Consider the following 22134-nt stretch of genomic DNA (forward strand, 5'->3'; position numbering starts at 1 on the left):
AGTAGATACGCAATGAGAAGGGCACTGGGAAAACTCTGGATTTTGTGATCGAGAGCAGGTAGCTTCAACGGGTGCTCACCAGCTCTGCTTGCCGTTCCGACTCCGATTCAAGCTGGGGTCGGGCCCGCTCCAGCAAGCTCAGATCCCCTTCTCCAGCTTGGGGAATGACAAACTCTCGACGCGCCAGCACAATAGCACCGATCAGAGCCATCAACAGCAGGACAGAGGCCAGCTCGAAAGGCAACAGATACTCCCTGAAGAAATGCCCACCCATCACCAAAACACTGCTCATGGGTTGGATTGGCTCTAACTGCCAGGGGGTATTCAGGGCCATCGCCGTCAGAAGGGCAAACAACCCCAAGCACACGACTGCCGTCACTCCGTTGCGCAGCCAGCCCAGCTTCAGGGGGGCAAAGGTGTAGCGCCGATTCACCAACATGATGGCAAACAGGATCAGCACGTTGACGGCACCGACGTAGATGAGGACTTGCGCTGCGGCCACAAAATCGGCATTCAACAGGAGATACAACCCGGCCATACTCAAGAAAACCCCCCCTAGCAGAAAACCGGAGTAGACAATGCTGGGGGCCCAAACCACGCCTAGCGCGAAGCCAATGGCCATCGCCGATAGCACCACAAACGTAACCAGTTGTACGCCTTCTCCGAGGGTCATGAGAGATCCGTCCTTAGCCAGTTTCTATTGCTGCTCCCTTACCACTGTACTGTCCTGGCGGATTTAAGAGAAGCCCGACTCCTTTTTCAGATCGATAGAGAAATCTCTATTTTCAGATCGATAGAGAAATCTCTAGAGTTGGGTCTCACCAACTGCCGCCCGCTCCGCCACCTATGCTGCTACCGCCACCGAAGTCTGAATCTCTGCTGCTATCGTTTGTGTGCCAATCGCTTGTGTCGCGATCGCTTGTGTGCCAATCCCTTGTGTCGCGATCGCTTGTGTGGCTGAGCTTGGGGATGACCACCTCTCGCTCAGTGCGGTAGGAGCACAAAGGGCAGCTAAAGATTTCCCGCTTCAAACCGCTCTGGGAATAGGTAGCCTCCACAAGGATCTCCGTGGAGAGATCCAAAGTGAGAGCTCGACACCTAGGGCAGTAATGGTCGCGGTAGGACGGGCTTTCGCGAACAACTACGGCAACCCCCTGGCAGGCTGGGCAAAACCAGCCGTAGTACTGCGCTCTGCCACTGCTTTTGGCTAGGCGATCCGGCTGGTAGAGGCGCTTATTAAGAACTTCGGGCTGGATTGGGCGCATGGGTCGGCCACATGCTTGACAAACCACCGGCTGAAAAGGGATCCCACGCTTCAGGCCCAAGGTGCCGTCAGTGGCCAAAGCAGCCACAACCGGCAAAGCGAACCCCAGCCAAGTGCCGCTGGACAACCCCAAGAACAGGCCAAGGCAGAGGGATCCCGAATAGAGGAAGAGACGAATGGGGCCGCTCTGAACCGACGAGAGCGCAGCACCTGTTCCTTGATCTCTGGGTGTCAGAGAGAGGACTTGTCTTCCCCCTCGCTCGGCCCTCAGAGAGACGGGCATGCGAGAGCGCTGCCACCCCAGTCCCAAAATGATGATCCCCAGCAGCAGCAGGATCCCTTCCACCAGGGAAGAATCAATGCCCTGGGCCACTGCCCCAGAAGAAGTTGCAATCGTTGAGGTGGTAACTCCAGAAGCTGCCGCAGGAACATTTGCAACGGGCTGGCCCTGCAACACCGAGGTCAACTGCCGCACCCCCGCCAGAGTGCCGCCATCGAAATCCCCATCGCGAAACTTGGGCAGGATCTGGCGGTCGATAATCTGCTGGACTCGGCTGTTGGGGAGGATGGTGGTCAAGCCGGTGCCTGTTTCAATTTCCACCCGCCGATCCCCCACCGAGATGAGAAACAAAACCCCGTTGTTTTGGCCTGCCTTGCCGATCCCCCAGTAGTTAAATAGCTGCGTGGTGAAGTCTTTTGGTGTTGCATATCCCTGAGTATTCGGCACGGTAACCACTGCCATCTCGGCACTGGTGCGCTGCTCAAGCTGAGTGATAAGACGGTTGAGCTCGTTTTCGGTGCTGCTGCTGAGGATGTTGGCGGTATCGGAAACCCACCCTCCATACTGACGGCGGGGGTTGGGCACTTGTTCAAGGGTAATGGCCCAAGCGGGCTGCGGCAGCAGGGATACAACTAGCAAAACTGCCGCCCAAACTTTCGGCATGGCTTACCTGGCTGAGCGCTGCCTAGGTTCTAGCACAGCTGTCTCGGCTAGACTGGCAGTCCTTTTCCCAGGGAGAGAGGGGAGTTGGGGAACGGTTGAGACAAGCCGCTTCTTGTTGCTAGTAATTGTTAACAGCAACCGGCCCTCAGTCCGGCCAAGGGAGCCAGGCTTCTTCTTGCCATTCCACTTCAAAGCACTCCCGGGCGGCCTGGAGAAAATGTTCGATCAAAGCAGGGATCCCTGGCGCCGTGGGGCAAATGTCGTAGATACCAATCACCTGCGAGCCGGGCAGATACCGTTCCCACAGCTCTAGATTGGGTTGCAATAGGAGGGATCCCTGTTGCAGGATCCCCCAAGGTTGCCACAGTTGGGCGTTGCCCATCAGCTTTTTGCCCTGCCAGCTCAAGTCAGCACGGGTACGGGAGGCAAAGCAACTGGTCTTGTTGCGGTAGCCGGGATCCCGGTGGCTTCGGCCGTGAGCAAAAGCGGGCTCATCTATGGCAATGCCCAGCTCCGCCAACCCCTGCACCCAAAAGCGGCAACAGAAGTCGTACACCCAGGCCCGCTGCAAACTGGGCAACCTGGCTTGCAAGTAAGAAAGGGGCAACACCAAGCTGTAGGTCAGCTCTGCTGCATCCTCAGCCGCCTGATGGAGCACCGCCCTTCCCCCCGTGGGTCGGCGCACAATCGGGATCCCTGGCAGGGGATCTGGCCAAACCTGGTGCCGTCCCAGCGAGAGGGTAAGCTGATCCCAGCCATAAAAGCGCAGGCAGGGGTGAGGGTCATGGCGCAGCCGCTGCAGAAGCCAGGCATCCTGCTCCATTTGCCGGGCCCCAGAGGCCACGCGGTAGGGGAGCCAGTATCCCTGGGATCCCATCCTGGCAAAGCCAGACCTTAAACTTTGGGGAACTCCGCCTGGAGGGGCTCATCATATTCATCGGCCAAGCTGGCCACAATGGTGATGGCCCGGGAAATTTCGCCCGCTGTGATCCCTTCCAAGGTGCGGTAGTGGTTCAGCACCACCTGGTTGTTCCAGATGCAAAAGCGCGCCTCTAGGGTGTCGCTCCAATTCTTCTCCAGGAGCTTCTGCATCAGCTTGGCCGGTTCTGCCACCGGCAGAGAGAGAACGGGAGACCATACCAAAAGAGTGTCTTCTGGGGATTCGCCGCTCAGATGGACGAACACTTCTGCCGTGCCGTAGGTGAATTTCCAGGTGTGACCTTGCTCGTGGTTCTCGTAGGCGGCATCCTCCTTGAGGCTGGAAACCACCGCCGAGACAACCTCAACGCAGCGAAGGGGCTCTGGAAAAACCTCTGGCGAAGGGTTAAAGGTGCTCATGAGCGGCTCACTGTAGACCATGGTCTTCCCCCTATTCCCTATCCAACCACCTCAACTATACCGCTATACCGCCTAAGACTCCGACCTATCCGGTCATCGCTTTGGGATCCTCAACTCAGGCGAGAATGAAACCGTTGGCAATGGTTCACTAAGTGGCCGGACAGGTGAGGGCAAGCGATCCCCCCCCTCGCAAGCTGGAGGGAGAACCTGTTCAAAACTCTTCTGCAGAACCTGAGGAAAGCTCTATGGAATCTCCATCTCATCCCCCCCAGAAGGCCATCGGCATTCTCGGAGCCCTGCCCGAGGAAGTGGCCATGCTTACCGAGGCGATGGAAACCTGCTCCATCCATACCCATCTGGGGCGACAGTTCTACCGGGGATCCCTGCTCGGGCAATCGGTGGTGGTGGTACAAGGCGGAGTGGGCAAGGTGCGGGCGGCAACCACGGCGGCTCTGTTGGTGGCCCATTTCCCTTTGCAGGGGATCATTTTTACCGGTGTGGCCGGGGCCTTGGCCGATCACCTGCACATGGGAGATGTGGTGCTGGCCCATGCGGCGATCGAGCACGACTTTGGCACCGGACGACCCGAGGGCTTTGTCTTGGGGATCGACTTTATCCCAGAGCTGCGCCACCCCTTGGCAGAAGCCGATAGCGCTCTCTACGACCTGATTGTGGCCCATCCCGAGCGGATCCCTCTCCACCCCCTACAAGGCCGGGATCCCGTCATTCATCAAGGCTTGGTGGCCACCGGCGATGTGTTTGTGGCCGACGCAGACCTACGCCGACAAATCCGAGAACGCACCGGCGCTTTGGTTGTGGAGATGGAGGGGGCAGCCGTGGTGCGAGTAGCGCAAGAAGCCGGGATCCCTTGTTTGCTGGTGCGCTCGGTCAGCGATGCAGGGGACGATACGGATTTCTTGAGTTTTTTTCAAACGGCGGCGCTCAACTCGGCCACAGTCGTCCGCACCATCCTGCAAAGTCTGCCCCCGTCCTTGCCTTAGCCCGACTGTGGGGATCCGGGGATCCCCTTTCCCAAGGAAGAGTTGGGCTGGATCGCGTTGGCGTCAGTTGTTCATCTCCCGCTCCAGCTTGGCCATCGAGATCTGGCTTTCCAGGCGGGAAATGCCTTCGCGAAGGGTTGCCACCTGTGCTTCAACTTCATCCAAAGATTTGCGAACCGCTTCTGCCGCGCTCATGTGCTGGTTGCGCCGGACCAAAGCCTCGCGGGCAAGGTCATCTTGGTTCTGTTGGCTGGCTTTCTCAGCTCTGACAAACCAATCTTCGGCCTTTTGCAAAATTTCGTCGTACCGCCGTTCCAGTTGCTTGCGACTGGCCAGGGTTGTGGTGAGGCTGCGCTGCAATTGTTTCAGATCCCGCTCCATCTGCCGGATGCTCACCCTTTGTCGGCTGGGCTTTCTCCACAGCACTTTGCTCAGACCCACCACCACCACTGCGGTAGCAATCCCCACACCCGCAGCTGCCGCCGGATTTTCACGAATCAAAGAACCATCCAAAACATTGACCCCTGCAAAGGCCGAGGTTTGTGTGGCCGTCTCCCGAAACTCCCAAGGCATCACCAGATTGCGCTGCTGCCAGAAGCCTAACCGCGCCGCTTGGGCCCCCTCTTGAGCTTCTAAGTAGCGCTGCCGATTGGCCCCGTGCAAAAAGCGCTCATAAACCACCGCCTGACCCTGGCGCAACATCTCCAAATTCACCAAACCATCGGCGTTGTACACCTGGGCAATGTGAAGCCCTTCCGGTGTGACATAGAGGGTATCCACCTGCACCAGGGATCCCGTCGGGAGCAAGTTTTGCAGAGCCTCTTGGGATAGCCGCCCCCAGCGCCCTTGGGTCAGCTCCGGCGCATCCACATAGGCCAGACGGAAACGGGTTGGCCTGCCGTTCAAGTCCGCCCAGAAGGTATCCCCATCCACCACCGACCGCACCCGGGCCGTCCCGGAAGATTGTGCTGCCGCCGGAAGAACAAGCCAACTGCCCGAAAGGACAGCCACAGTCATCAGAAGGGAAGTTCTTGAGGTCATGGGGGTCACTCCTATTGTGCAGAACAAGAACAAAAGTTAAGAAATAATAAGATAGGGAAGTTTCGGGAACCAACCGGAACCCCAGACCGTCTCCAGGACTTGCTACGGGGCTGGCCACTGTTTTCGCATTGCAATTTCTCATTGCAAAGTCAGCAGGGCCAGCTACTCTCCACGTGAGAGAGGCAAACTTTTCCAGCGGAAAGCTGCGGCTCTTGAAGAGTCGGCCCGTTGGGTTGGCTTAATTTGGGTTAGAGTTTAGCTCACCTTTTGGGGCAACGTCACAGCCCTAAGGCGCAATCTTTGTCCCCCGGATCAAATCACAGGCGCAAGCGATAGGGTTCTTCGTCGGGGAAGTCGGGCAGAGGAGGGGGCAGGATCTCGATCTCCCCCGTAGGCAGCGTTTGCAGCACCGTACCCAACTGGACCAGTTGTTCCAGGACGTACAGGCGGGTATCCCGGTCGGTGGTGGAGTTAAACACGCTCAGCCAAACATCGAATTGGACACGGCGGCTGAGAGGACTGCGGGCGATGTTATCCCCCAACTGGCGAAATTCATCTCCAGGCAGGCCCACCTGCTCTCGCCAGGCAGCGGCTTGGTAGTAGTCATTGCGGCCCGCTTCCGCATCCCCCAGAAACATAAAGTTAAGTAGGGCGCGATCCACGTAGAGTCGCCAGGCATCAGGGTTGTTTTGGGGGTTAAGTTGCTGCAGGCCGCGATCCAAAATCTCGACGGCTTTTTCCGGCTGGCCAGCCCGATAGGCCAACACCAAACTGGAGAGCCGGTAGCCCAAGAGGAAATGGGGATCCAGCCGCAGCATGTGATCGAAGTAGTCGTAGGCCAGGCCATAGCCAGTCAGGGTGCGAGCCGGTGCATCCCCGTAGTACTGGATCAGCTCCAGCCACAGCCAGGAAGCCCCCAAGTTGCGGTAGCCCAGCCACCCCAGCGTATTGGCCAGGGCAATGTTGCGGTTTTTGCGGGCCTCGGCATTTTCCAATTCTCCCAGATTGATCCGCTCCAGCATCGGCAATTGCAGCCGCACCACCAGGATCCCAAACAGAAACGCTCCCCCAACGGCGGCCAGAGTGCCTGCCAGGGAGAAGCGAGAGCGGCGACGGGGCAGGGAAGCAGCAGTCATGGCAAGTTCTTCGCGGATCCCCAAGGCTGTCGCGACCAGGGCTACACTCAATCATAAATTGAACCGTTGAGCCTTTCCCCTGCCTATGGCCAGCTCTGCCCTCTCCGCTTCGGAACGAGCCTTGAGCCTTTACGAGGCTCTGCCCTACCCTAATGTGCCCCTCTCGCAGACGGCTCGCAATGCCTTGCCGGAGATGTTTAAGATGAGCTACACCACGGCTCAGTACCTGCGCACCCATGCTATCGTCCCGCCAGAGGGCAAGGTTTTGTTGAATGCCGGCTGTGGCTCCGGCTGGGAAACGTTGATGATGGCCGAGGCCAATCCAGGGGCCCAGATTGTTGCCTGTGATCTGTCTCCGGCTTCGGTCAAGCTTACCGAGGAACGCCTGCGCCACCACGGCTTCGCAGATGCCGAATTTTATGTCCTCAATCTGCTGGAGCTGGATCGCCTGGGGATCCAATTCGATTTCATCAGCCTCAATGATGTTTTGTATTTGCTGGAGGATCCCACCGAGGGCCTGCGGGCCATGAAAAATGTCCTCAAGCCCGATGGCATCATCCGGGCCAATCTCCACAGCCGCTACCAACGGCAGGTGTTTTTCCGCTTGCAGGAAGCCTTTCAAAAAGTGGGCCAATTTGACGTTCCACCGGCTGTAGGGGCGCAAAATGTGCGGGAGTTTATGGGATCCCTTCGGGAAGAAGTGGCCCAGGCGGTGTTCTGGAACCCGGCCAACTATGCCGAAGATGCGGCCATTATGAATAATTACCTACTCTCCAACGACAAGGGGTTCACGATCCCCGACCTGTTTCGCATGTTGCAGCAGGCGGGGTTGAGCTTTTTGAGCTTGGTGGATAGGCCCGACTGGTCGGTGGAGTCTTTGTTTAAAGAGGTGCCTGAGTTTGTGCGGCAGCGGTTGGCAACCCTCAGCATCATGGAGCGGCTGCATCTGTATGAACTCCTTCGCCCTGTCCATCGCCTCATCGACTTTTGGGCGGAGCATGCCGGCTCTTCGCCGGTGCTGCCTTGGAGTGACGAAGATTGGCTGTCGGGATCCGTACAATTCAATCCCCTGTTGATGGACAACCCCCGCTTTCGCCAGGAGTACAGCAAAGCCCTGCAAGAGAAGCGGCCCTACGAAATGCAGTGGACAGGGGCCACCCACGGGCGGATCAGCATCCCTGCCGAGAAAGTGAGCTGGTTGGCGCCACTGCTTCAAGGGCCAACGCCGGTTCGAGAGCTGATTCAACAGGCCGTCCAGTTGGGATCCTCAGATGAAGAACGAACAACCGCTGAGGTGCTGACCTTCCTAACCAACCTAGAAGACTTTCTTTTTTTGATGCTGCAATAGGCAGCTCCCCAAGTTCTGGCTGCCCATACCTGTCTGTTGTTTGTAACCTATGAGTCAGATGTCTGCCCGGTCGGGATCTTACTGGCGCGCAACCCTGACGCGGTGGTTCCCACAGCCTCTGGATCGCTGGGTTGCCCGGATTACCCTCTGCAACCTGGCCATCGGGGTGATCCTGGTGGTGTTGGGCAACCACACAGCTCCTTACGTGCGGGACTTTAACTGGCAACAGCAACGGGTGGGGGCGCAAGAAGTGCAGATGGTGCTCACCTTCAACCGCCCGATGGATCCCGTCAGTGTTGAAGAGCATTTGGAGATCCAGCCCCCTCTGCCAGGCCGAATGCGCAAGCTGGGTCGCCGCTTTTTTTGGACGCTGACAGAACCAGCCCCTTACGGCCAGACCTACCGGGTGCGCCTGCAGGCAGCCGTGGATGAACGGGGCCAGCCCATGGCCCAGCCCTTTGAGGGGGAATTCCGCACGCCGGATCGGCAGTTGCTGGGGATCAGCACCGAACCTGCCCAGCGAGGGCGACTGTTTCTGTTCAATTTGGAGACGGGATCCACTACCCTGCTGACTCCGGCTGGGCTCAAGGTAACCCAAATGCAGCCCAGTGCCGATGGCCGCTTCGTGTACTATTTCGCCACGGCTACCCACCCACAGCACCAGGATCTGTACCGACTGGATCTGGAGGATCAGTCTTCGCAGTTGCTGCTGGATCATCAGGGTTACCAAAACCTGCGCTTCCAAGTCTCGCCGACGGGGGAATTGGTGGTGGCAGAGCGGATCCCGCTGCAACGGGATCCCATGGCTGCCGTCCAGACGGAGCTGTGGATCCAGAAAACGAGCCGGGATCCCTTTGAACGTCTAGAGCTGGATACGGCGGTGGGGGGAGATTTTTTCATTAGCCCCGATGAGAGCAGCCTGCTCATCTCGCAGGGACAGGGGGTGGGGATCGTACCCTTGCATCCACGGGCGGCAGCGGAGAGCTTTCTAGCCCAGTTCGGCCAAACCTTAGCCATCCGCCCCGATGGGGCTTTCGGGGCTTTGCTGCGCTTCAATCCCGACTACACCCGCAGCCTCTCCATCGTCAGCAATACCGGCAACAGCGAGGAGATTTTGAGAACCCAGGGATCCATCCTGAAAGGGGCTTTTTCCCCGCGGGCGCCCATCTTCTACGCCTTGGTCAGTGAGGTCTCTCACATTGGCGGTGCGGAGCATGATTCTGTTGGCGAGGTCGCGATGGACTTCCCCAGCTACACCGAGTCGCCCCGCTTGCTGGCGATAACCCTCGGCACTGGCAACACCACCCAGGGGGAAGCAGGCAACGTCGTAGAGGTAGCTCGAGCCGACTATCCCATCGATCTGGACTTCAGCATTTCCCCGGATGGACGCATGCTGGCCTACACGCTCTTGGAACCCTTCCCGGGAGTGCCGGATGATCCCTTGGCTCCCCTCAGCCGTAGCGGGCAAGCCATCATGGCCTCGCAAGTGTGGCTGGTGGATTTGCAGGATGGGCTGCCCACTCCTGACGGACCAAGGGGTTCGCACCGCTGGCGGGAACGCCGCCTACCGCTGGGCAGCAGCACGCTGGCTTGGATCCCCTAGAGCGGGAAAGCCACTTGGGGAGCAAACCTGCCTAGAATCAAAACAGGGTGTGCGAGGAGAGGTGATATGCGGGTCATTGACGAACAGGGGCGGCTTTTGGGAAAAGTCAGCCTCTTGGATCTGGGAGCCCTGGCAATTGTGGTGGTGGCCATTGTTGCCGTCTTGTTTTTTCCGGGTCGGCAGGCGGGCAGTGTAGTCCAGGTGGGAGGTGGCCCCACGCTGCCGGTGGAAGTGGACATGATTGTGCGCGGGGTCAGCAGCCGCTCTATGGAACCTTTTCAGGCGGGGCAGAAGGCTGACCTGATCATCCGCAACCAGCCCTACGGCCAGGTGGAGGTGGTGCGAGTGGAAAATGTCAGCCGCACGGTGCCAGTGGTTTTCCCCGATGGGCGGGTGCAGAACTTGCCCGATCCCGAAGCCTATCGCCTCGACCTGGTATTTACGTTGCGGGGGCGGGGCCAGCGCACCGAGAATGGCATCGTCCTGGGCAACAATCGCGTCAAAATTGGCGTTCCCCTAGAGCTAGAGACCTTTGACTACAACTTGCGCGGCACCGTGATGGACGTGCGGCTGCCGCAATCGTAGAGGATGTCAACTCCAATGCAGCTACAGGAGATTGCCCAAAAGTTGGGATGTGCCTACGAGGGGGATCCCACCCTGGAAATTCACGGCGTCGCCAGCCTGGCGGAGGCGCGTCCGGGAGAGTTGAGCTTTCTCAGCGAGGCCCGCTACCTACCTCTCTTGGAGCAAACCCAGGCCAGCGCCGTCATCGTGGAGGAAGGGCTGGCTTTGCCCTGTTCCATTGCCTGCTTGCGGGGCAGGGATCCCCGTCTGCTCTTTGCCCAGGCCATTGAGCTGTTCTACCAACCCTACCGCCTGCCCGTTGGCATCCACCCCACCGCTGTGATCGATCCCAGCGTCGAGCTGGGGGAGGGGGTGGCCATCGGGCCGCACGCAGTGGTGATGGAGGGAGTGAAAATTGGCGACCACACCCAAATTCACCCCAATGTCACCATCTATCCCCACGTGCGGATTGGATCCCGGTGTCAGCTTTTCGCCAACTGCGTTATTCACGAGCGCACGGAGATTGGGGATGATTGCCTCATCCACAGCGGCGCTGTCATTGGCGACGACGGCTTTGGGCACATTCCCCTGGCGGATGGCTCCTGGCGGCGCATGCTGCAGGCGGGCCGAGTGGTGCTGGAAGACAACGTGGAGGTAGGCAGCAACACCACCATCGACCGGGCCGCCGTTGGCGAGACCCGTATTGGCCGCGGCACCAAGATCGACAATCTGGTGCAAATTGGCCACGGCGTGCGCACCGGATCCCACTGCCTGATCGTGGCTCAGGTGGGCATTGCCGGCAGCACCCAGTTGGGCCACCACGTCATCTTGGCCGGGCAATGTGGCTTGGCCGGGCATCTTCACATCGGCGATGGCGTGCGTGTGGCCGCCCAAACAGGCGTCACCAGCGATATCCCCGCCGGTCAAACGGTGGCAGGCTACCCCCATCAACCCATTTCCGAATGGCGCAAGAGCATGGCAGTCCAACGGCATTTGCCTGAGCTGCAACGTACCTTGCGCAAGCTGGAAGCTCGTGTGGCCAAGCTGGAACAGAACGAGGAATCATAAGAGACGGCAAAAGACGTGGATCCACATAAGTCTCCCGCCTTGTCCTGTCGGCCCTAGCTCTGCTCCAGCAACGACCGCAAAGTGTTCAGGTACTCGTTGATGTTGCGCCGGTTGCCGCCGAAATCATATTCCCCAACACGGCCTTCGGAAGTAATGTGTAGACGAGTATGGCCAGGATCCCCTTCTATTGGCGACAGCGAAACCGTTAGATCGTCCACGAACTTAAAAAAGTTGGTGCGGGAGATCCCCTTCACTTCCATCGCCTCAGCATCCACAGAGACCAGTTCCCCCCGCTTCCAAACTTGAAAGGCTTGCTCAGCCGCTTTTAACACCTGGTCTGGGCTAGCTGCAATCACAACTTCCTGTTGGGCGCGATTGTAGGGGGATCCACCCAGGGTGGCCGCTTGTAAGGTGGGGATCCCGCTTGCCAAGCCGAAAAGCAGCACCGCTATCACCACCAAAAGTTTCCAGAAAGACATGCGGACAAAAGGAGAAGTTTACATCTCTTATTATGCCTTTCAGTTAGTAGAACGCTCCTGTTATCACCCTGTCAGCCTGAAGCAGAGCACCTGCCGGCGGTTCTATCGATGGGTTAGCCTACAGCTAATTCACTTGCCCCGAGTGCAAAAATGCTGGCCCAAGAAAAACTCCAAGAGAAAGCCGAGGAAAAGATTACTCCCCTCACCCGCCAGCAACTGGCGGAGCTCATGCCCTCGGCCCAGGGGCTGCTCAGCGATGAACCCGAAATGGAACACTCCCTGCATGCCCTGCAGCTTTTGATTCTGGTCAGCTGCCTCGCCCGCCTCTGGCAAGACCGCAACGACTACTTCCTCGCCTGGAACCTCACCGTCTACTACAGCCGAGAGCAACTCAAAAATAAAGACTTCCGCGGGCCAGATCTGTTTTTGGTCAAAGGGGTAGAAAACCGCCCCCGCCCTTCTTGGGTGGTGTGGGAAGAAGGTGGCAAATACCCGGACTTGATCATCGAGCTGCTTTCGGAATCGACTGCCAAAGTGGATCGGGGTGAGAAGCGGGAGCTTTACGAAAGGATTTTCAGGACACCGGAGTACTTTTACTATTCTCCGGAGACGCAGGAGTTTATGGGTTTGCGACTGAGGGGGGAGAAGTACGAGGAGATTGAGCCAACGGAGCAGGGCTGGCGCTGGAGCGAGATGCTGGAGCTGTATCTGGGGATCCATAACCAACAACTGCGCTACTTTTTCCCCAATGGGGAGCTGGTGCCTACTCCTGAAGAAGCTGAGAGAATCGAGCGCCAACGTGCTGAGCAAGAGCGACAGCGAGCAGAGCGCCTGGCCCAGAAGCTGCGGGAGCTGGGGGTGGATCCCGATACCTTGTAAGGGTAAAGAGAGGAGAACTGGCAATGACTAACCCGAACCCAATTACTGAGGTGCTGGATCCGGTTTATCTACCCGAGTTGCCCCCCACCCAAGACGAGCTCCCCTACGACGACAGCGAACCTATGGAAAGCTGGCGGCACAGGTGCCAGATGGACTTGCTCATCTCCACTACCCAAACCTGGTTGCAGCAGCGCCCTGATGGCTTTGTCGGTGGCAATATGTTTCTCTACTACAGCTTGGAGCAGACCAGCGGCCGCAATTTCAAAGGGCCGGATTATTTTGTGGTGTTGGGCGTGCCTAAAGGCGAGCGCAAAAGCTGGGTGATTTGGGAGCAGGGCAAAGGGCCGGACGTGGTGATTGAGCTTCTTTCTCCCAGCACTGCCCAGGAGGATAAAACAAGCAAAAAGCAACTTTATGAGCAGATTATCCGGGTGCCGGAGTACTTTTGGTTTGACCCGTTTGATCCAGAAGACTGGGCGGGGTTTCGGCTAAGGGGCGGCCGCTATGAGCCAATTCAAGAGGATGCAGAGGGTTGCTTGCCGAGCGAGGTTTTGGGATTGTACCTAGTGAAGTGGGAGGGCAGGTTTCGGGACATCGAGGCCACCTGGATTCGCTGGGCCACTGCTGCTGGGGAACTGGTACCCACCGAGGCCGAACTGGAGCGGCAAAGGGCTGAGCAGGCCGAACAACGGGCAGGGCGCCTGGCCCGGAAGCTACGAGAGCTAGGGGTAGATCCAGACGCCCTGTAGACAGCCAAGTAACTCAAGACAACAGATGGATCCCTAGGAGGCCAACAGCAACACAGGTAGCTTTTGAATAGCAGGCCGTAATCCCTTGGGAAAGCGCTCCCGCTTCAAGAGATAGCGATAGTTGAGTTGGGGAATAAGTCTCTCCCATTGATAGGGGTTCAAGCCAGCTACCACTGAACAGAACGGCTCTCTACTGAGCTCTAACCCCTCTTCCATGAGCCTGAGAGCTATGTTGCCTGCAGCTATCTCCAGAGTTTGATTGGCCAGTTGCGGATCCGGATCCCCTAGGAAGATCAGAGCATAGTCTTCTGGCTGAGGACTGCGCAGAATTGGCTCCAGCAAGCCCTCCAGTTCTTGGATAAGCTGCTCTGTCTCCATTTCCCAGTAGGGGAAAAGGCCCACGTTGATCTTGCTCAGGCGGATCCCTTGTGGTTTGGAGGTTTCTGTTAGGCTATCTCTAACTCTAATCACTACCAGGTTTTCTGAAGGACTTAACCACGCGGGACTAGGCCATTCTTGCAGCTCTAAGCTATCGATCTTCCAACCATAGGGCTCAGCTACACTGTGCAGCCGAAAGAAAACTCCAACTTCCTGCTCAAAGTCATGGACAGCCTTTGCGCATCCTTGCCAGTCTTGATAGTCATCGACCTGGATAAACCCTCTGGGATGAACTTGATGATAGAGATGACGCAAAATATCCATCGTTGACCGATACCAGTCAGCATCTGCATGCAGCAGAGCAACCTCGCTCACTTGCTCTCGATAGGTAGGCAAGGTGTCAGCAAACAGCCCTGGCACAGGAACAATTAGATCCCAGACCCCTAGTTCCCTGGCAATCACCTCTAAGTTCTCCGAAATGGGTGCTGCTAAGGCACCGGATCCAAAACCCGTATCGTTGGCAGCAACTCCTCGATAATCTCGATCCACCTCTGTTGGATCAGGCATACCTGAGAAGGTATCGAAAGCATATAGCTTGCGAGGTCGACGGCTGTAGTTCTTAATCACCCAGGCCAGCAAAGCTGAGCTTCCACCCCTGCAAACACCACATTCTACAAAGTTCCCAGGAATGTCTTCTTCACAAACCTGCTTAGCCAGTGAATAAAGGCTCCAAAGACGCTCAAAGCCCAGCAAGGTAAAAGATTTAACTTTCTCTAGCACCCTAGACAACTCAAGGTTACAGACCGGATAGTCCTTGAGGTGCTCTGGCAATGTCCAATTCACAGCAGGGTCTGGAATATGCTCAACGGGCTTGACATTGCCTCGCCAGGCCACTCCCATAATTTGCATGGTCTGGTAAATCATCGTGTTCCAGCCCCTGTCTCTCAAGTAATTCAAACCTTCAGCCACATCCGGCGAGGCTAGATCATGAAACAGAATCAAGGCATCCTCAGCAGCATAGCGCTCTGCCACTTGAGCATCCTGCAAGGGGGCTGGCGAGTCATGATTCCCATCGATGAAAATCAGAGACCAGCGACAATCCTCTTGCTGGGCAATCTCCTCCACCTTCCCTGGGCTATAGCCAGGGTAGAGATTGACATTAGAGCGAACTCCAGCCGAGCGAAGAGATTGATCCGCACTTCCATAAATCTGGGGATCGGCCAGAGCAGGATCTACCACATCGAGAATAACTCCTCCTGCCGCCAGGTGCGCAGTTGACCAACCTAGCCAACAGCCGATCTCTAGGGCGTTTTTTCCTTGTAGCTTAAGGGCAGTATTGTACAGAATATGAGCCTCGTCTCGACTAACAAAGCCGATAGTAGGTTGACGCAAATCCGCAGTACAAAGGTGAGGAACTTCTTTCCGTAGATAAGGCCAGGGATGAGGCCCTGGATCGATAGCAGTCATTAGAGGGAAGTTGTAGTCGAGATATATTTTCTTTTGATTAGCTGATACATAGTCATACCTTCTGATTGGAGAAGAATGGCTTCTAGGATACCAAAGACTGGCTTCAACTTTGAAGCCATCGGTAGTATGAGCTACATGAGTTTTTCTATCCTTAGCTTTATAGGTAATGTGTAGAATCCCTAAAGGGATGTAAGGCTTCCAAGGCTCAACCCAGAGCTTTCTTTTTGGATCCCATAGAGGTAGTTTACTATGAACTGTCCAGTTACAAAACAATGGTAAAATTTGAACGTTATCTATCCCTAAGTCATTATGAATAGCCACGTTTAGAGAATACTGATCTGGAGATGAGAGTAGATCGAGGCTCATAGAGATAGCTTGGCTCAGTCTGTTTTTCCATGCTACCCAGTGAATACCGGAATTACTTCCAGAGAATACACCATCATTTAGAATTGGTCTTATGTATATGTGGTTATATACATCTCCAAAGTACTTGATGTATCCCGAGAGGTGAAAAGCTTGATGCGAAAATGGATAGGGATCGAAGAGAGTATTTAGCAACTCAGGAACAACTGCAAGGTTTTTGTATATTGCTCCCAGGGTAAGAAGCTCAATTGCAGACCAGTCTTGCACCCAAGCATCTGCATCAATCCAAATATAAACTTCATAGCCTGGAAAGTATTCAGGAAGGAAAGGCCTACAAACTAGTGCCTTGAGATACTTGGGTTGTCTATCAATGTCGGGAATATCATAGTTCCAACCTGGCTCAACGATGTGGTCAACGTACTGACCTATCCATTGCAACTGCTCCGGTGTACAGCCTACATCCAAGAATCCAATATCTACAGAGTGCCCCTGAGGTTTCTCTCGGATGGAGAGAATAGTCCCCTGAACCAATTCAAAAAACTTGCTGTCAGCAGCCGTAACGATAATGGTTGAGTTCATAACCTTAAGTCTCTCCTCCAAGGCTTGAATTGTTGTCGACAAAGCAAGCCCTGCTTAGATAGCAAAGGACTCCTCTTTGGCCTGCTACAACTTCTCCCTGCCAGAGGAGATGAGAGGGATCCAACATCTGGTCAATCTGCTTGCGGTCTTGCTCAGAAGTAAACTCCACGTAAATCACCTTGATGTCTTTGAGCTGCTCTTGCAAGCTGGTCAACACCTCCACCTCATCTCCACCTGTAGCCACCCTGAGCACATCGATGGGCTCCAAACCCAACTCCTTGAGGGCTGCCCTGGCTTCCCGGAAAGGGAGCAGCTGCTCCACTCCCCACTTCGCTTGAGGATCCTCCGGCCAGAGCCGACAAGTTCTGCAGCTATTCTGCCCCGCCAGCCCCACTGGATGCACAAAGCAGTTGCCCAGGCCAAGAGCATTCTGCTGCAGCAGGTGCAAGGCCAAGGGATCCACCTCAAAACAATGAATGGCCGCCTCAGGGCAGAAACCCCGAAAACAAACGCTACCAAGGCCTACCCCAGCTCCGATGTCGATAACCGTCTGCACCTGACTAGACAGAAACACAGGAAAGTTAAGATACGTCCTCTCGTAAAAAACGGTGTCTGGGTAGAGCCTTACCGAAAACCTGAGTTTGCCAAAGTCAAAGCCAGGCAACACTGCTTCCATTAACTTACTGGCATTGGCCAAAAGAAGTTGGTGGTCCTCTGCCAAGACAAAAGCAAAGTTAGCCCTCACAGGCCGCCCCAGCCGCTGCAAGTCCTCAGCTGTGCACACCACAGCATCAAAACTAGGCCAACTGGCTGGCTCCCCTCTCACCTCGTGAATTCGCTCGGGCACTCCCTTCTGCTGCAGCAGACCACAGGGATCCCCAAACCCCTCTTCCACGTACAGCTCCAGCCGCGGCAAGTCCAGCAAGTCCGCGGCTATCACCCCAGGACAGCCTCGGCCAACAAATACCCTCAGTCGCTCCTGCACGCGATGCAGCTCTTGAATGGGCTCGTAGATTCCTAGTCGTGTGTCTATCCAGGCAGAGCTGGCCGTGCTGACAAAGTAGCGCACATCAGAGCGGGGCGAGTAACGAAAGGGCTCCGGCAGCTCTCCCCCAAACACCCAGTCCAGCAGGTTCTGAATGCGGTGGCGGGGATGCCAGTGTTGGTCGAAAGTGTGGTAAGCGCGGCGGGCAATTTGAATGGCCTCCTGGGGATGGTCTAGGTAGTAGCGGATTTTCTCCAGGAGTTGGGCTTCGGAGTTGTAGGTGTCGCAGTAGGTGCCGGGCGCCAAAAGTTCGTCCAATCCTGAGGCGAAGGAGAGCTGGTCGGTGAGCAGAAAGCCCCCCGCAGAAATCACTTCCAAGTTCCTTAAGTTCAGATCCCCGTTCAGGCTGCAGTTGAAAGAGATTAACGAGCCACCAAATAGTTGAGGATTGTGGACTCGAGTCTTTATAAGTAGAGGTAGACCCAGTTTTTTCAAGGACATGATCAACTTAAGACGTCTGTAATGATAAGAGTTAATAAGGTTACCCACAAACGCAACTCTAATTTCTTTCTTTTCTATCCAACTGGAGCTGGTGAGACAAGCGGAAATGAAAGGCAGCCAAGCTAGCCTTTGAACTCCTGCTGCTGCGAACCAGTGGAGGTGCTGTCGGTCATAGGCGGTGGCAATATAATCAAAGGCTTCAGTGGCCCAGTAAGTTAGAAGGTGGGTGATAGGGAGCTCATGATGATGCGTATCTCCGGCTAGCAAGACAGTTGGGCAGCCAAATTTTTTCGTGTTGAAAGGACTAGTCAGATCAACACTCGATGTCCAGACAACCACCAAGTCAAATTCTTTGTCTTCGACTTGATCTGAATACTGGACAAATTCATAGAGGTCAAAGTCTTTGTCAGGACACTCAACTAAGCTTTTTGGAACACTAAAAAAATCGAATATCTGTCTTCTAATCTTTCCTTTCGGACATAGAGTTACTTGACGCTCTGAAAGAGTGAGAGGTGGGATATAATCAGGTGGAGTCATCCAAACTAGTAGAACTCGAGGATTCATCAGTCTCAGAGCTTCCTAAAGATTGCCTTCTAAAGATTACCACTGCTTTCGTAGAATATGCATCTATTCAGATAACATAAGCACCCGTAGTTACCCTGAGAAACTTCCTCCTGCCAGAGGAGATGAGAGGGATCCAACATCTGGTCAATCTGCTTGCGGTCTTGCTCAGAAGTAAACTCCACGTAAATCACCTTGATGTCTTTGAGCTGCTCTTGCAAGCTGGTCAACACCTCCACCTCATCTCCACCTGTAGCCACCCTGAGCACATCGATGGGCTCCAAACCCAACTCCTTGAGGGCTGCCCTGGCTTCCCGGAAAGGGAGCAGCTGCTCCACTCCCCACTTCGCTTGAGGATCCTCCGGCCAGAGCCGACAAGTTCTGCAGCTATTCTGCCCCGCCAGCCCCACTGGATGCACAAAGCAGTTGCCCAGGCCAAGAGCATTCTGCTGCAGCAGGTGCAAGGCCAAGGGATCCACCTCAAAACAATGAATGGCCGCCTCAGGGCAGAAACCCCGAAAACAAACGCTACCAAGGCCTACCCCAGCTCCGATGTCGATAACCGTCTGCACCTGACTAGACAGAAACACAGGAAAGTTAAGATACGTCCTCTCGTAAAAAACGGTGTCTGGGTAGAGCCTTACCGAAAACCTGAGTTTGCCAAAGTCAAAGCCAGGCAACACTGCTTCCATTAACTTACTGGCATTGGCCAAAAGAAGTTGGTGGTCCTCTGCCAAGACAAAAGCAAAGTTAGCCCTCACAGGCCGCCCCAGCCGCTGCAAGTCCTCAGCTGTGCACACCACAGCATCAAAACTAGGCCAACTGGCTGGCTCCCCTCTCACCTCGTGAATTCGCTCGGGCACTCCCTTCTGCTGCAGCAGACCACAGGGATCCCCAAACCCCTCTTCCACGTACAGCTCCAGCCGCGGCAAGTCCAGCAAGTCCGCGGCTATCACCCCAGGACAGCCTCGGCCAACAAATACCCTCAGTCGCTCCTGCACGCGATGCAGCTCTTGAATGGGCTCGTAGATTCCTAGTCGTGTGTCTATCCAGGCAGAGCTGGCCGTGCTGACAAAGTAGCGCACATCAGAGCGGGGCGAGTAACGAAAGGGCTCCGGCAGCTCTCCCCCAAACACCCAGTCCAGCAGGTTCTGAATGCGGTGGCGGGGATGCCAGTGTTGGTCGAAAGTGTGGTAAGCGCGGCGGGCAATTTGAATGGCCTCCTGGGGATGGTCTAGGTAGTAGCGGATTTTCTCCAGGAGTTGGGCTTCGGAGTTGTAGGTGTCGCAGTAGGTGCCGGGCGCCAAAAGTTCGTCCAATCCTGAGGCGAAGGAGAGCTGGTCAGTAAGCAGAAAGCCCCCCGCGGAAATCACTTCCAAGTTCCTTAAGTTCAGATCCCCATTTTGGCTGCAGTTAAAGGAAATCAGAGAATGGGCAAACCATTTGGCTGCCTCTTGGCGGTTGGCTGTTTTGATGAGGATGGGCAAATCTGCATTCTTTATGGCTTGAACCAGCCGGCAACGCCTGGGATGGCGGGATCCCTGTTGGCCGATAAAGACCACTTGATTTTCTCTATCTTCCACCCAATCGTGGGTAACAGTGCGCATGGAGATAAGAGGCAACCAGGCAAGATTCTCAGCGCCTGCTGCGGCAAACCAGTGCAAATGCTGGAAGTTATAGGCAGTAGCGACGTAATCAAAGCCTTCAGTAGCCCAGTAGGCCAAGAGATGGTTGATGGGAAACTCCCAGTGGTGGGTGTCTCCAGCTAGCAAGAGTGTGGGGCATTTAAACTTCCTTGTATTTAGGGGATTACTCTGGTCAAAGCTGGAAGTCCAAACAATAACTAGGTCAAACTCCTTATTTGTAATTTGCTCAGACTGCTGCACAAAGTCATAGAGGTCATAGTCTCCCTCTGGGCACTCCACCAATTCCTTAGAGAGATTGACAAAGTTTAGTCCAAAGCCCTTGGCTCTCCTCTTGGGGCAAAGACTGACCTGCCGATCTGAAAGCTGCGGGGGCGGGATATAGTCTGGCGGAGTTGGCCAATTGAGGAGAATTCGCGGAGCATTGGCCTTGATGTCTTGCATTTCTCGACTCCCCAAGTTGAGCGGCAGGTTCTTCTAGCTCCTACAGGCTACTAGGATTGGACACAACAACAAGGGATCTCTGTTGCCCTGGAAAACGATAAGCCGAGCATAGGTTATAAGCAACCCCATGGATCCCTGTCTGCAAGAGCCGAATCCAGTTTACCTGCCTGGATGGCCCCTACCCAAGACGAGCTCTCCTACGACAATGGCATACCCATGGAAAGCTGACGGCACACGTGCCAGATGGACTTGCTCATCTCCACCACCCATGCCGAGCGAGGTTTTGAGGCTGTACCCAGCGAAGTGGGAGGGTAGGAGGCCACCTGGATTCTGTGGGCCACTGCCGCTGGGGAACTGATGCCTGCCAAGGCTGAACTGGAGCAGCAAAGGGCTGAGCGCCTGGCCTAAAAGTTGTGAGAACTGGGGGTGGATCCGGGTACATTAAGCTAGAGCAGACGTCAGGGATCCCTCCCCATGGATTGCCAAGACCTTGCTCAGGATCTTCTCCTAGAACTGGAGCAAGCTCAGAGTCTCACCCAGCTCTTAGATTGGGCTTTAGCCTGCCTTCCTAGCCAGCAAATCTTCTGCCAGATTGGCTGGGAAGAGTCCGCAGCTATTCTGCAGGCAATGCTTCGCTATCCTGAAAAGTTAGCAGTGATTCTACGGAATCCCCTACAGAGCTCATCCGAAAAGTCAATCAGCACAGAAGATATCCAAACCCAAATTTCTCAGTTGGGATTAGAAGAACGGGTTCTACTCCTAGAAGGCCCCATTCCTGCCCTTTTGGCAGATCTCGGTCAATGTTTCCCAGAGACCCAGATTGGCGTTTGTTTCTGGACTGAACTCACGGACTACCGTACCTGTCTGCTTCAGTCTTTGCTACTGCGGGATTACTTGGCCGACTCAGCCCTATACTTGGTCAACCATTGCCGCTACGGAGCCATAGCCCAAGCCAACCTAGATTTGATGGGGATAGATCCCAGTTTTCATCTGCAGAAGGTTTTGCCCAATCTAGGCCAAGGGATCCATCTCCTCACTTGGGATCCCCAGCACAAAGGGTTAACCGAGCAGGATCTCGCTCACATCCAAGCAATTGGCCCTGGATCACTGCTGGCAGCTAACCCGGTATTCCTGACTTTTACCCAGCCGGATCCCTCAGAACCCAACCGGTTTTACCCCTGTAAATACATCAAGCTGGATAACTTCCTGCCTCAAGAGCTCAACCAAGCCATTCTCCAACATGCCATTACCCACCAAGACAAGTTTATCCCTTCCAAGAGCTACAGCAAGAGCAACACCGAGGCAGAGTCACTAAAATTTCGCCGCTCCCTGAGGCTGGACTTCGCTTACTTTCAGGAGCATGGATCCCTGCTGCGAGAAAAAATTGCGGCTGTTGCTCCCCAGATTTTTGCTGAGCTAGGCATTGAGAACTTTGACATTCAAATCTTTGAGATGGAGATGATTGCCAGCCATGATGGCTGCTTCTTTACCGCCCACACCGATAACTCCTACCCACAAACTGCCTTCCGCCAGGTGAGCTGCGTGTATTACTTTCACAAAGAGCCAAAGCCTTATCGAGGAGGTGAACTACGAATTTACGATACCCAAAGGCAAAAACCTCATCCGCCACTCCTGCACGGAGCATACGATGAGGTAACTCCTACAAATAACAGCATCGTCTTCTTCTCCAGCAGTTGCCTACATGAGATCCTGCCGGTATTTAGCCCTAGCCAAGCCTTTGCCGATAGCCGCTTCACTATCAATACTTGGCTAGGAGCCAAGCAATTCACCTAAAGGCTT

Annotated in this window: 18 protein-coding genes; 8 read left to right on the forward strand and 10 right to left on the reverse strand. The window is 55.4% G+C overall.

Features of this window, described 5'->3' with window-relative positions; all coding sequences use genetic code 11:
• Positions 1-64: 64 nt before the first annotated feature.
• The 4 genes from NW816_RS03715 to NW816_RS03730 all read right to left on the reverse strand — a co-directional run bounded on the left by NW816_RS03715 (position 65) and on the right by NW816_RS03730 (position 3566).
• On the reverse strand, positions 65-673 hold the full coding sequence (locus NW816_RS03715; protein WP_414408276.1) for an NADH-quinone oxidoreductase subunit J: 609 nt from the start codon (positions 671-673) through the stop codon (positions 65-67).
• 145 nt (positions 674-818) lie between these two features.
• Entirely contained in the window at positions 819-2207 is a 1389-nt protein-coding gene (locus NW816_RS03720) for a TPM domain-containing protein (RefSeq protein WP_414408277.1), read from the reverse strand.
• A gap of 145 nt (positions 2208-2352) precedes the next feature.
• Complete coding sequence (locus NW816_RS03725) at positions 2353-3084, reverse strand: lipoyl protein ligase domain-containing protein (protein WP_011432905.1); 732 nt, start codon at positions 3082-3084, stop codon at positions 2353-2355.
• Between the two features lie 17 nt (positions 3085-3101).
• Positions 3102-3566, reverse strand: coding sequence for a YbjN domain-containing protein (locus tag NW816_RS03730; protein ID WP_414328810.1), 465 nt, complete (start codon positions 3564-3566; stop codon positions 3102-3104).
• 224 nt (positions 3567-3790) lie between these two features.
• Here NW816_RS03730 and NW816_RS03735 point away from each other — a divergent pair, with 224 nt between their 5' ends.
• Positions 3791-4546 carry a 5'-methylthioadenosine/adenosylhomocysteine nucleosidase gene (locus NW816_RS03735; protein ID WP_414408278.1) on the forward strand — a complete coding sequence of 252 codons (756 nt, stop codon included), beginning with the start codon at positions 3791-3793 and terminating at the stop codon, positions 4544-4546.
• A 63-nt stretch (positions 4547-4609) separates the two neighbouring features.
• Here the strand turns inward: NW816_RS03735 and NW816_RS03740 are convergent, their stop codons facing one another.
• Together NW816_RS03740 and NW816_RS03745 are read right to left on the reverse strand one after the other, a co-directional pair.
• Entirely contained in the window at positions 4610-5587 is a 978-nt protein-coding gene (locus NW816_RS03740; RefSeq protein ID WP_414408279.1) for a PspA/IM30 family protein, read from the reverse strand.
• Between the two features lie 317 nt (positions 5588-5904).
• Entirely contained in the window at positions 5905-6723 is an 819-nt protein-coding gene (locus tag NW816_RS03745; protein ID WP_414408280.1) for a hypothetical protein, read from the reverse strand.
• Positions 6724-6808: 85 nt separating this feature from the next.
• On the opposite strand from NW816_RS03745, the gene NW816_RS03750 reads away from it, so the two are divergent.
• The 4 genes from NW816_RS03750 to lpxD all read left to right on the forward strand — a co-directional run bounded on the left by NW816_RS03750 (position 6809) and on the right by lpxD (position 11306).
• Positions 6809-8071, forward strand: a complete 1263-nt coding sequence (locus NW816_RS03750) for a class I SAM-dependent methyltransferase (protein ID WP_414408281.1) — start codon at positions 6809-6811, stop codon at positions 8069-8071.
• Between the two features lie 58 nt (positions 8072-8129).
• Complete coding sequence (locus tag NW816_RS03755) at positions 8130-9674, forward strand: hypothetical protein (protein ID WP_414408282.1); 1545 nt, start codon at positions 8130-8132, stop codon at positions 9672-9674.
• 66 nt (positions 9675-9740) lie between these two features.
• Positions 9741-10259, forward strand: a complete 519-nt coding sequence (locus NW816_RS03760) for a DUF4330 domain-containing protein (protein ID WP_414408283.1) — start codon at positions 9741-9743, stop codon at positions 10257-10259.
• A gap of 15 nt (positions 10260-10274) precedes the next feature.
• Positions 10275-11306: a UDP-3-O-(3-hydroxymyristoyl)glucosamine N-acyltransferase gene (lpxD, locus tag NW816_RS03765; protein ID WP_414408345.1), complete on the forward strand. Its 1032-nt coding sequence runs from the start codon at positions 10275-10277 to the stop codon at positions 11304-11306.
• Positions 11307-11359: 53 nt separating this feature from the next.
• Here the strand turns inward: lpxD and NW816_RS03770 are convergent, their stop codons facing one another.
• Complete coding sequence (locus tag NW816_RS03770) at positions 11360-11785, reverse strand: DUF1499 domain-containing protein (RefSeq protein ID WP_414342567.1); 426 nt, start codon at positions 11783-11785, stop codon at positions 11360-11362.
• 192 nt (positions 11786-11977) lie between these two features.
• On the opposite strand from NW816_RS03770, the gene NW816_RS03775 reads away from it, so the two are divergent.
• Both NW816_RS03775 and NW816_RS03780 read left to right on the forward strand, forming a co-directional pair.
• The gene (locus NW816_RS03775) at positions 11978-12664 is read left to right on the forward strand and encodes a Uma2 family endonuclease (protein WP_414342578.1); all 687 of its coding nucleotides are present in this window, start codon (positions 11978-11980) and stop codon (positions 12662-12664) included.
• 23 nt (positions 12665-12687) lie between these two features.
• A complete protein-coding gene (locus tag NW816_RS03780; protein WP_414408284.1) occupies positions 12688-13413 on the forward strand; it encodes a Uma2 family endonuclease in 726 nt (241 codons plus the stop codon).
• A 33-nt stretch (positions 13414-13446) separates the two neighbouring features.
• Here NW816_RS03780 and NW816_RS03785 read toward each other — a convergent pair whose 3' ends face one another.
• From NW816_RS03785 to NW816_RS03795, 3 genes are read right to left on the reverse strand one after another with little or no spacing between them, the layout of a single operon-like run.
• A complete protein-coding gene (locus NW816_RS03785) occupies positions 13447-16200 on the reverse strand; it encodes a TylF/MycF/NovP-related O-methyltransferase (RefSeq protein WP_414408285.1) in 2754 nt (917 codons plus the stop codon).
• A gap of 4 nt (positions 16201-16204) precedes the next feature.
• On the reverse strand, positions 16205-18250 hold the full coding sequence (locus NW816_RS03790; RefSeq protein WP_414408286.1) for a glycosyltransferase: 2046 nt from the start codon (positions 18248-18250) through the stop codon (positions 16205-16207).
• A 29-nt stretch (positions 18251-18279) separates the two neighbouring features.
• The gene (locus tag NW816_RS03795) at positions 18280-20334 is read right to left on the reverse strand and encodes a glycosyltransferase (RefSeq protein ID WP_414408287.1); all 2055 of its coding nucleotides are present in this window, start codon (positions 20332-20334) and stop codon (positions 18280-18282) included.
• 894 nt (positions 20335-21228) lie between these two features.
• Here NW816_RS03795 and NW816_RS03800 point away from each other — a divergent pair.
• Entirely contained in the window at positions 21229-22128 is a 900-nt protein-coding gene (locus tag NW816_RS03800) for a 2OG-Fe(II) oxygenase (protein ID WP_414408288.1), read from the forward strand.
• Positions 22129-22134 lie beyond the last annotated feature (6 nt).

Origin of the sequence: Synechococcus sp. W55.1 (genome assembly GCF_047461655.1) — a bacterium.
Lineage (GTDB): Bacteria > Cyanobacteriota > Cyanobacteriia > Thermostichales > Thermostichaceae > Thermostichus.

What these genes read in the sequence shown, in the direction of transcription:
- NW816_RS03795 (WP_414408287.1), bottom strand. Translation starts at nt 20,334, where the DNA reads ATGCAAGACATCAAGGCCAATGCTCCGCGAATTCTCCTCAATTGGCCA.
- NW816_RS03790 (WP_414408286.1), bottom strand. Translation starts at nt 18,250, where the DNA reads ATGAATCCTCGAGTTCTACTAGTTTGGATGACTCCACCTGATTATATC.
- NW816_RS03785 (WP_414408285.1), bottom strand. Translation starts at nt 16,200, where the DNA reads ATGAACTCAACCATTATCGTTACGGCTGCTGACAGCAAGTTTTTTGAA.
- NW816_RS03720 (WP_414408277.1), bottom strand. Translation starts at nt 2,207, where the DNA reads ATGCCGAAAGTTTGGGCGGCAGTTTTGCTAGTTGTATCCCTGCTGCCG.
- NW816_RS03730 (WP_414328810.1), bottom strand. Translation starts at nt 3,566, where the DNA reads ATGGTCTACAGTGAGCCGCTCATGAGCACCTTTAACCCTTCGCCAGAG.
- NW816_RS03735 (WP_414408278.1), top strand. Translation starts at nt 3,791, where the DNA reads ATGGAATCTCCATCTCATCCCCCCCAGAAGGCCATCGGCATTCTCGGA.
- NW816_RS03715 (WP_414408276.1), bottom strand. Translation starts at nt 673, where the DNA reads ATGACCCTCGGAGAAGGCGTACAACTGGTTACGTTTGTGGTGCTATCG.
- NW816_RS03725 (WP_011432905.1), bottom strand. Translation starts at nt 3,084, where the DNA reads ATGGGATCCCAGGGATACTGGCTCCCCTACCGCGTGGCCTCTGGGGCC.
- NW816_RS03760 (WP_414408283.1), top strand. Translation starts at nt 9,741, where the DNA reads ATGCGGGTCATTGACGAACAGGGGCGGCTTTTGGGAAAAGTCAGCCTC.
- NW816_RS03770 (WP_414342567.1), bottom strand. Translation starts at nt 11,785, where the DNA reads ATGTCTTTCTGGAAACTTTTGGTGGTGATAGCGGTGCTGCTTTTCGGC.
- NW816_RS03750 (WP_414408281.1), top strand. Translation starts at nt 6,809, where the DNA reads ATGGCCAGCTCTGCCCTCTCCGCTTCGGAACGAGCCTTGAGCCTTTAC.
- NW816_RS03780 (WP_414408284.1), top strand. Translation starts at nt 12,688, where the DNA reads ATGACTAACCCGAACCCAATTACTGAGGTGCTGGATCCGGTTTATCTA.
- NW816_RS03740 (WP_414408279.1), bottom strand. Translation starts at nt 5,587, where the DNA reads ATGACCTCAAGAACTTCCCTTCTGATGACTGTGGCTGTCCTTTCGGGC.
- NW816_RS03755 (WP_414408282.1), top strand. Translation starts at nt 8,130, where the DNA reads ATGTCTGCCCGGTCGGGATCTTACTGGCGCGCAACCCTGACGCGGTGG.
- NW816_RS03745 (WP_414408280.1), bottom strand. Translation starts at nt 6,723, where the DNA reads ATGACTGCTGCTTCCCTGCCCCGTCGCCGCTCTCGCTTCTCCCTGGCA.
- lpxD (WP_414408345.1), top strand. Translation starts at nt 10,275, where the DNA reads ATGCAGCTACAGGAGATTGCCCAAAAGTTGGGATGTGCCTACGAGGGG.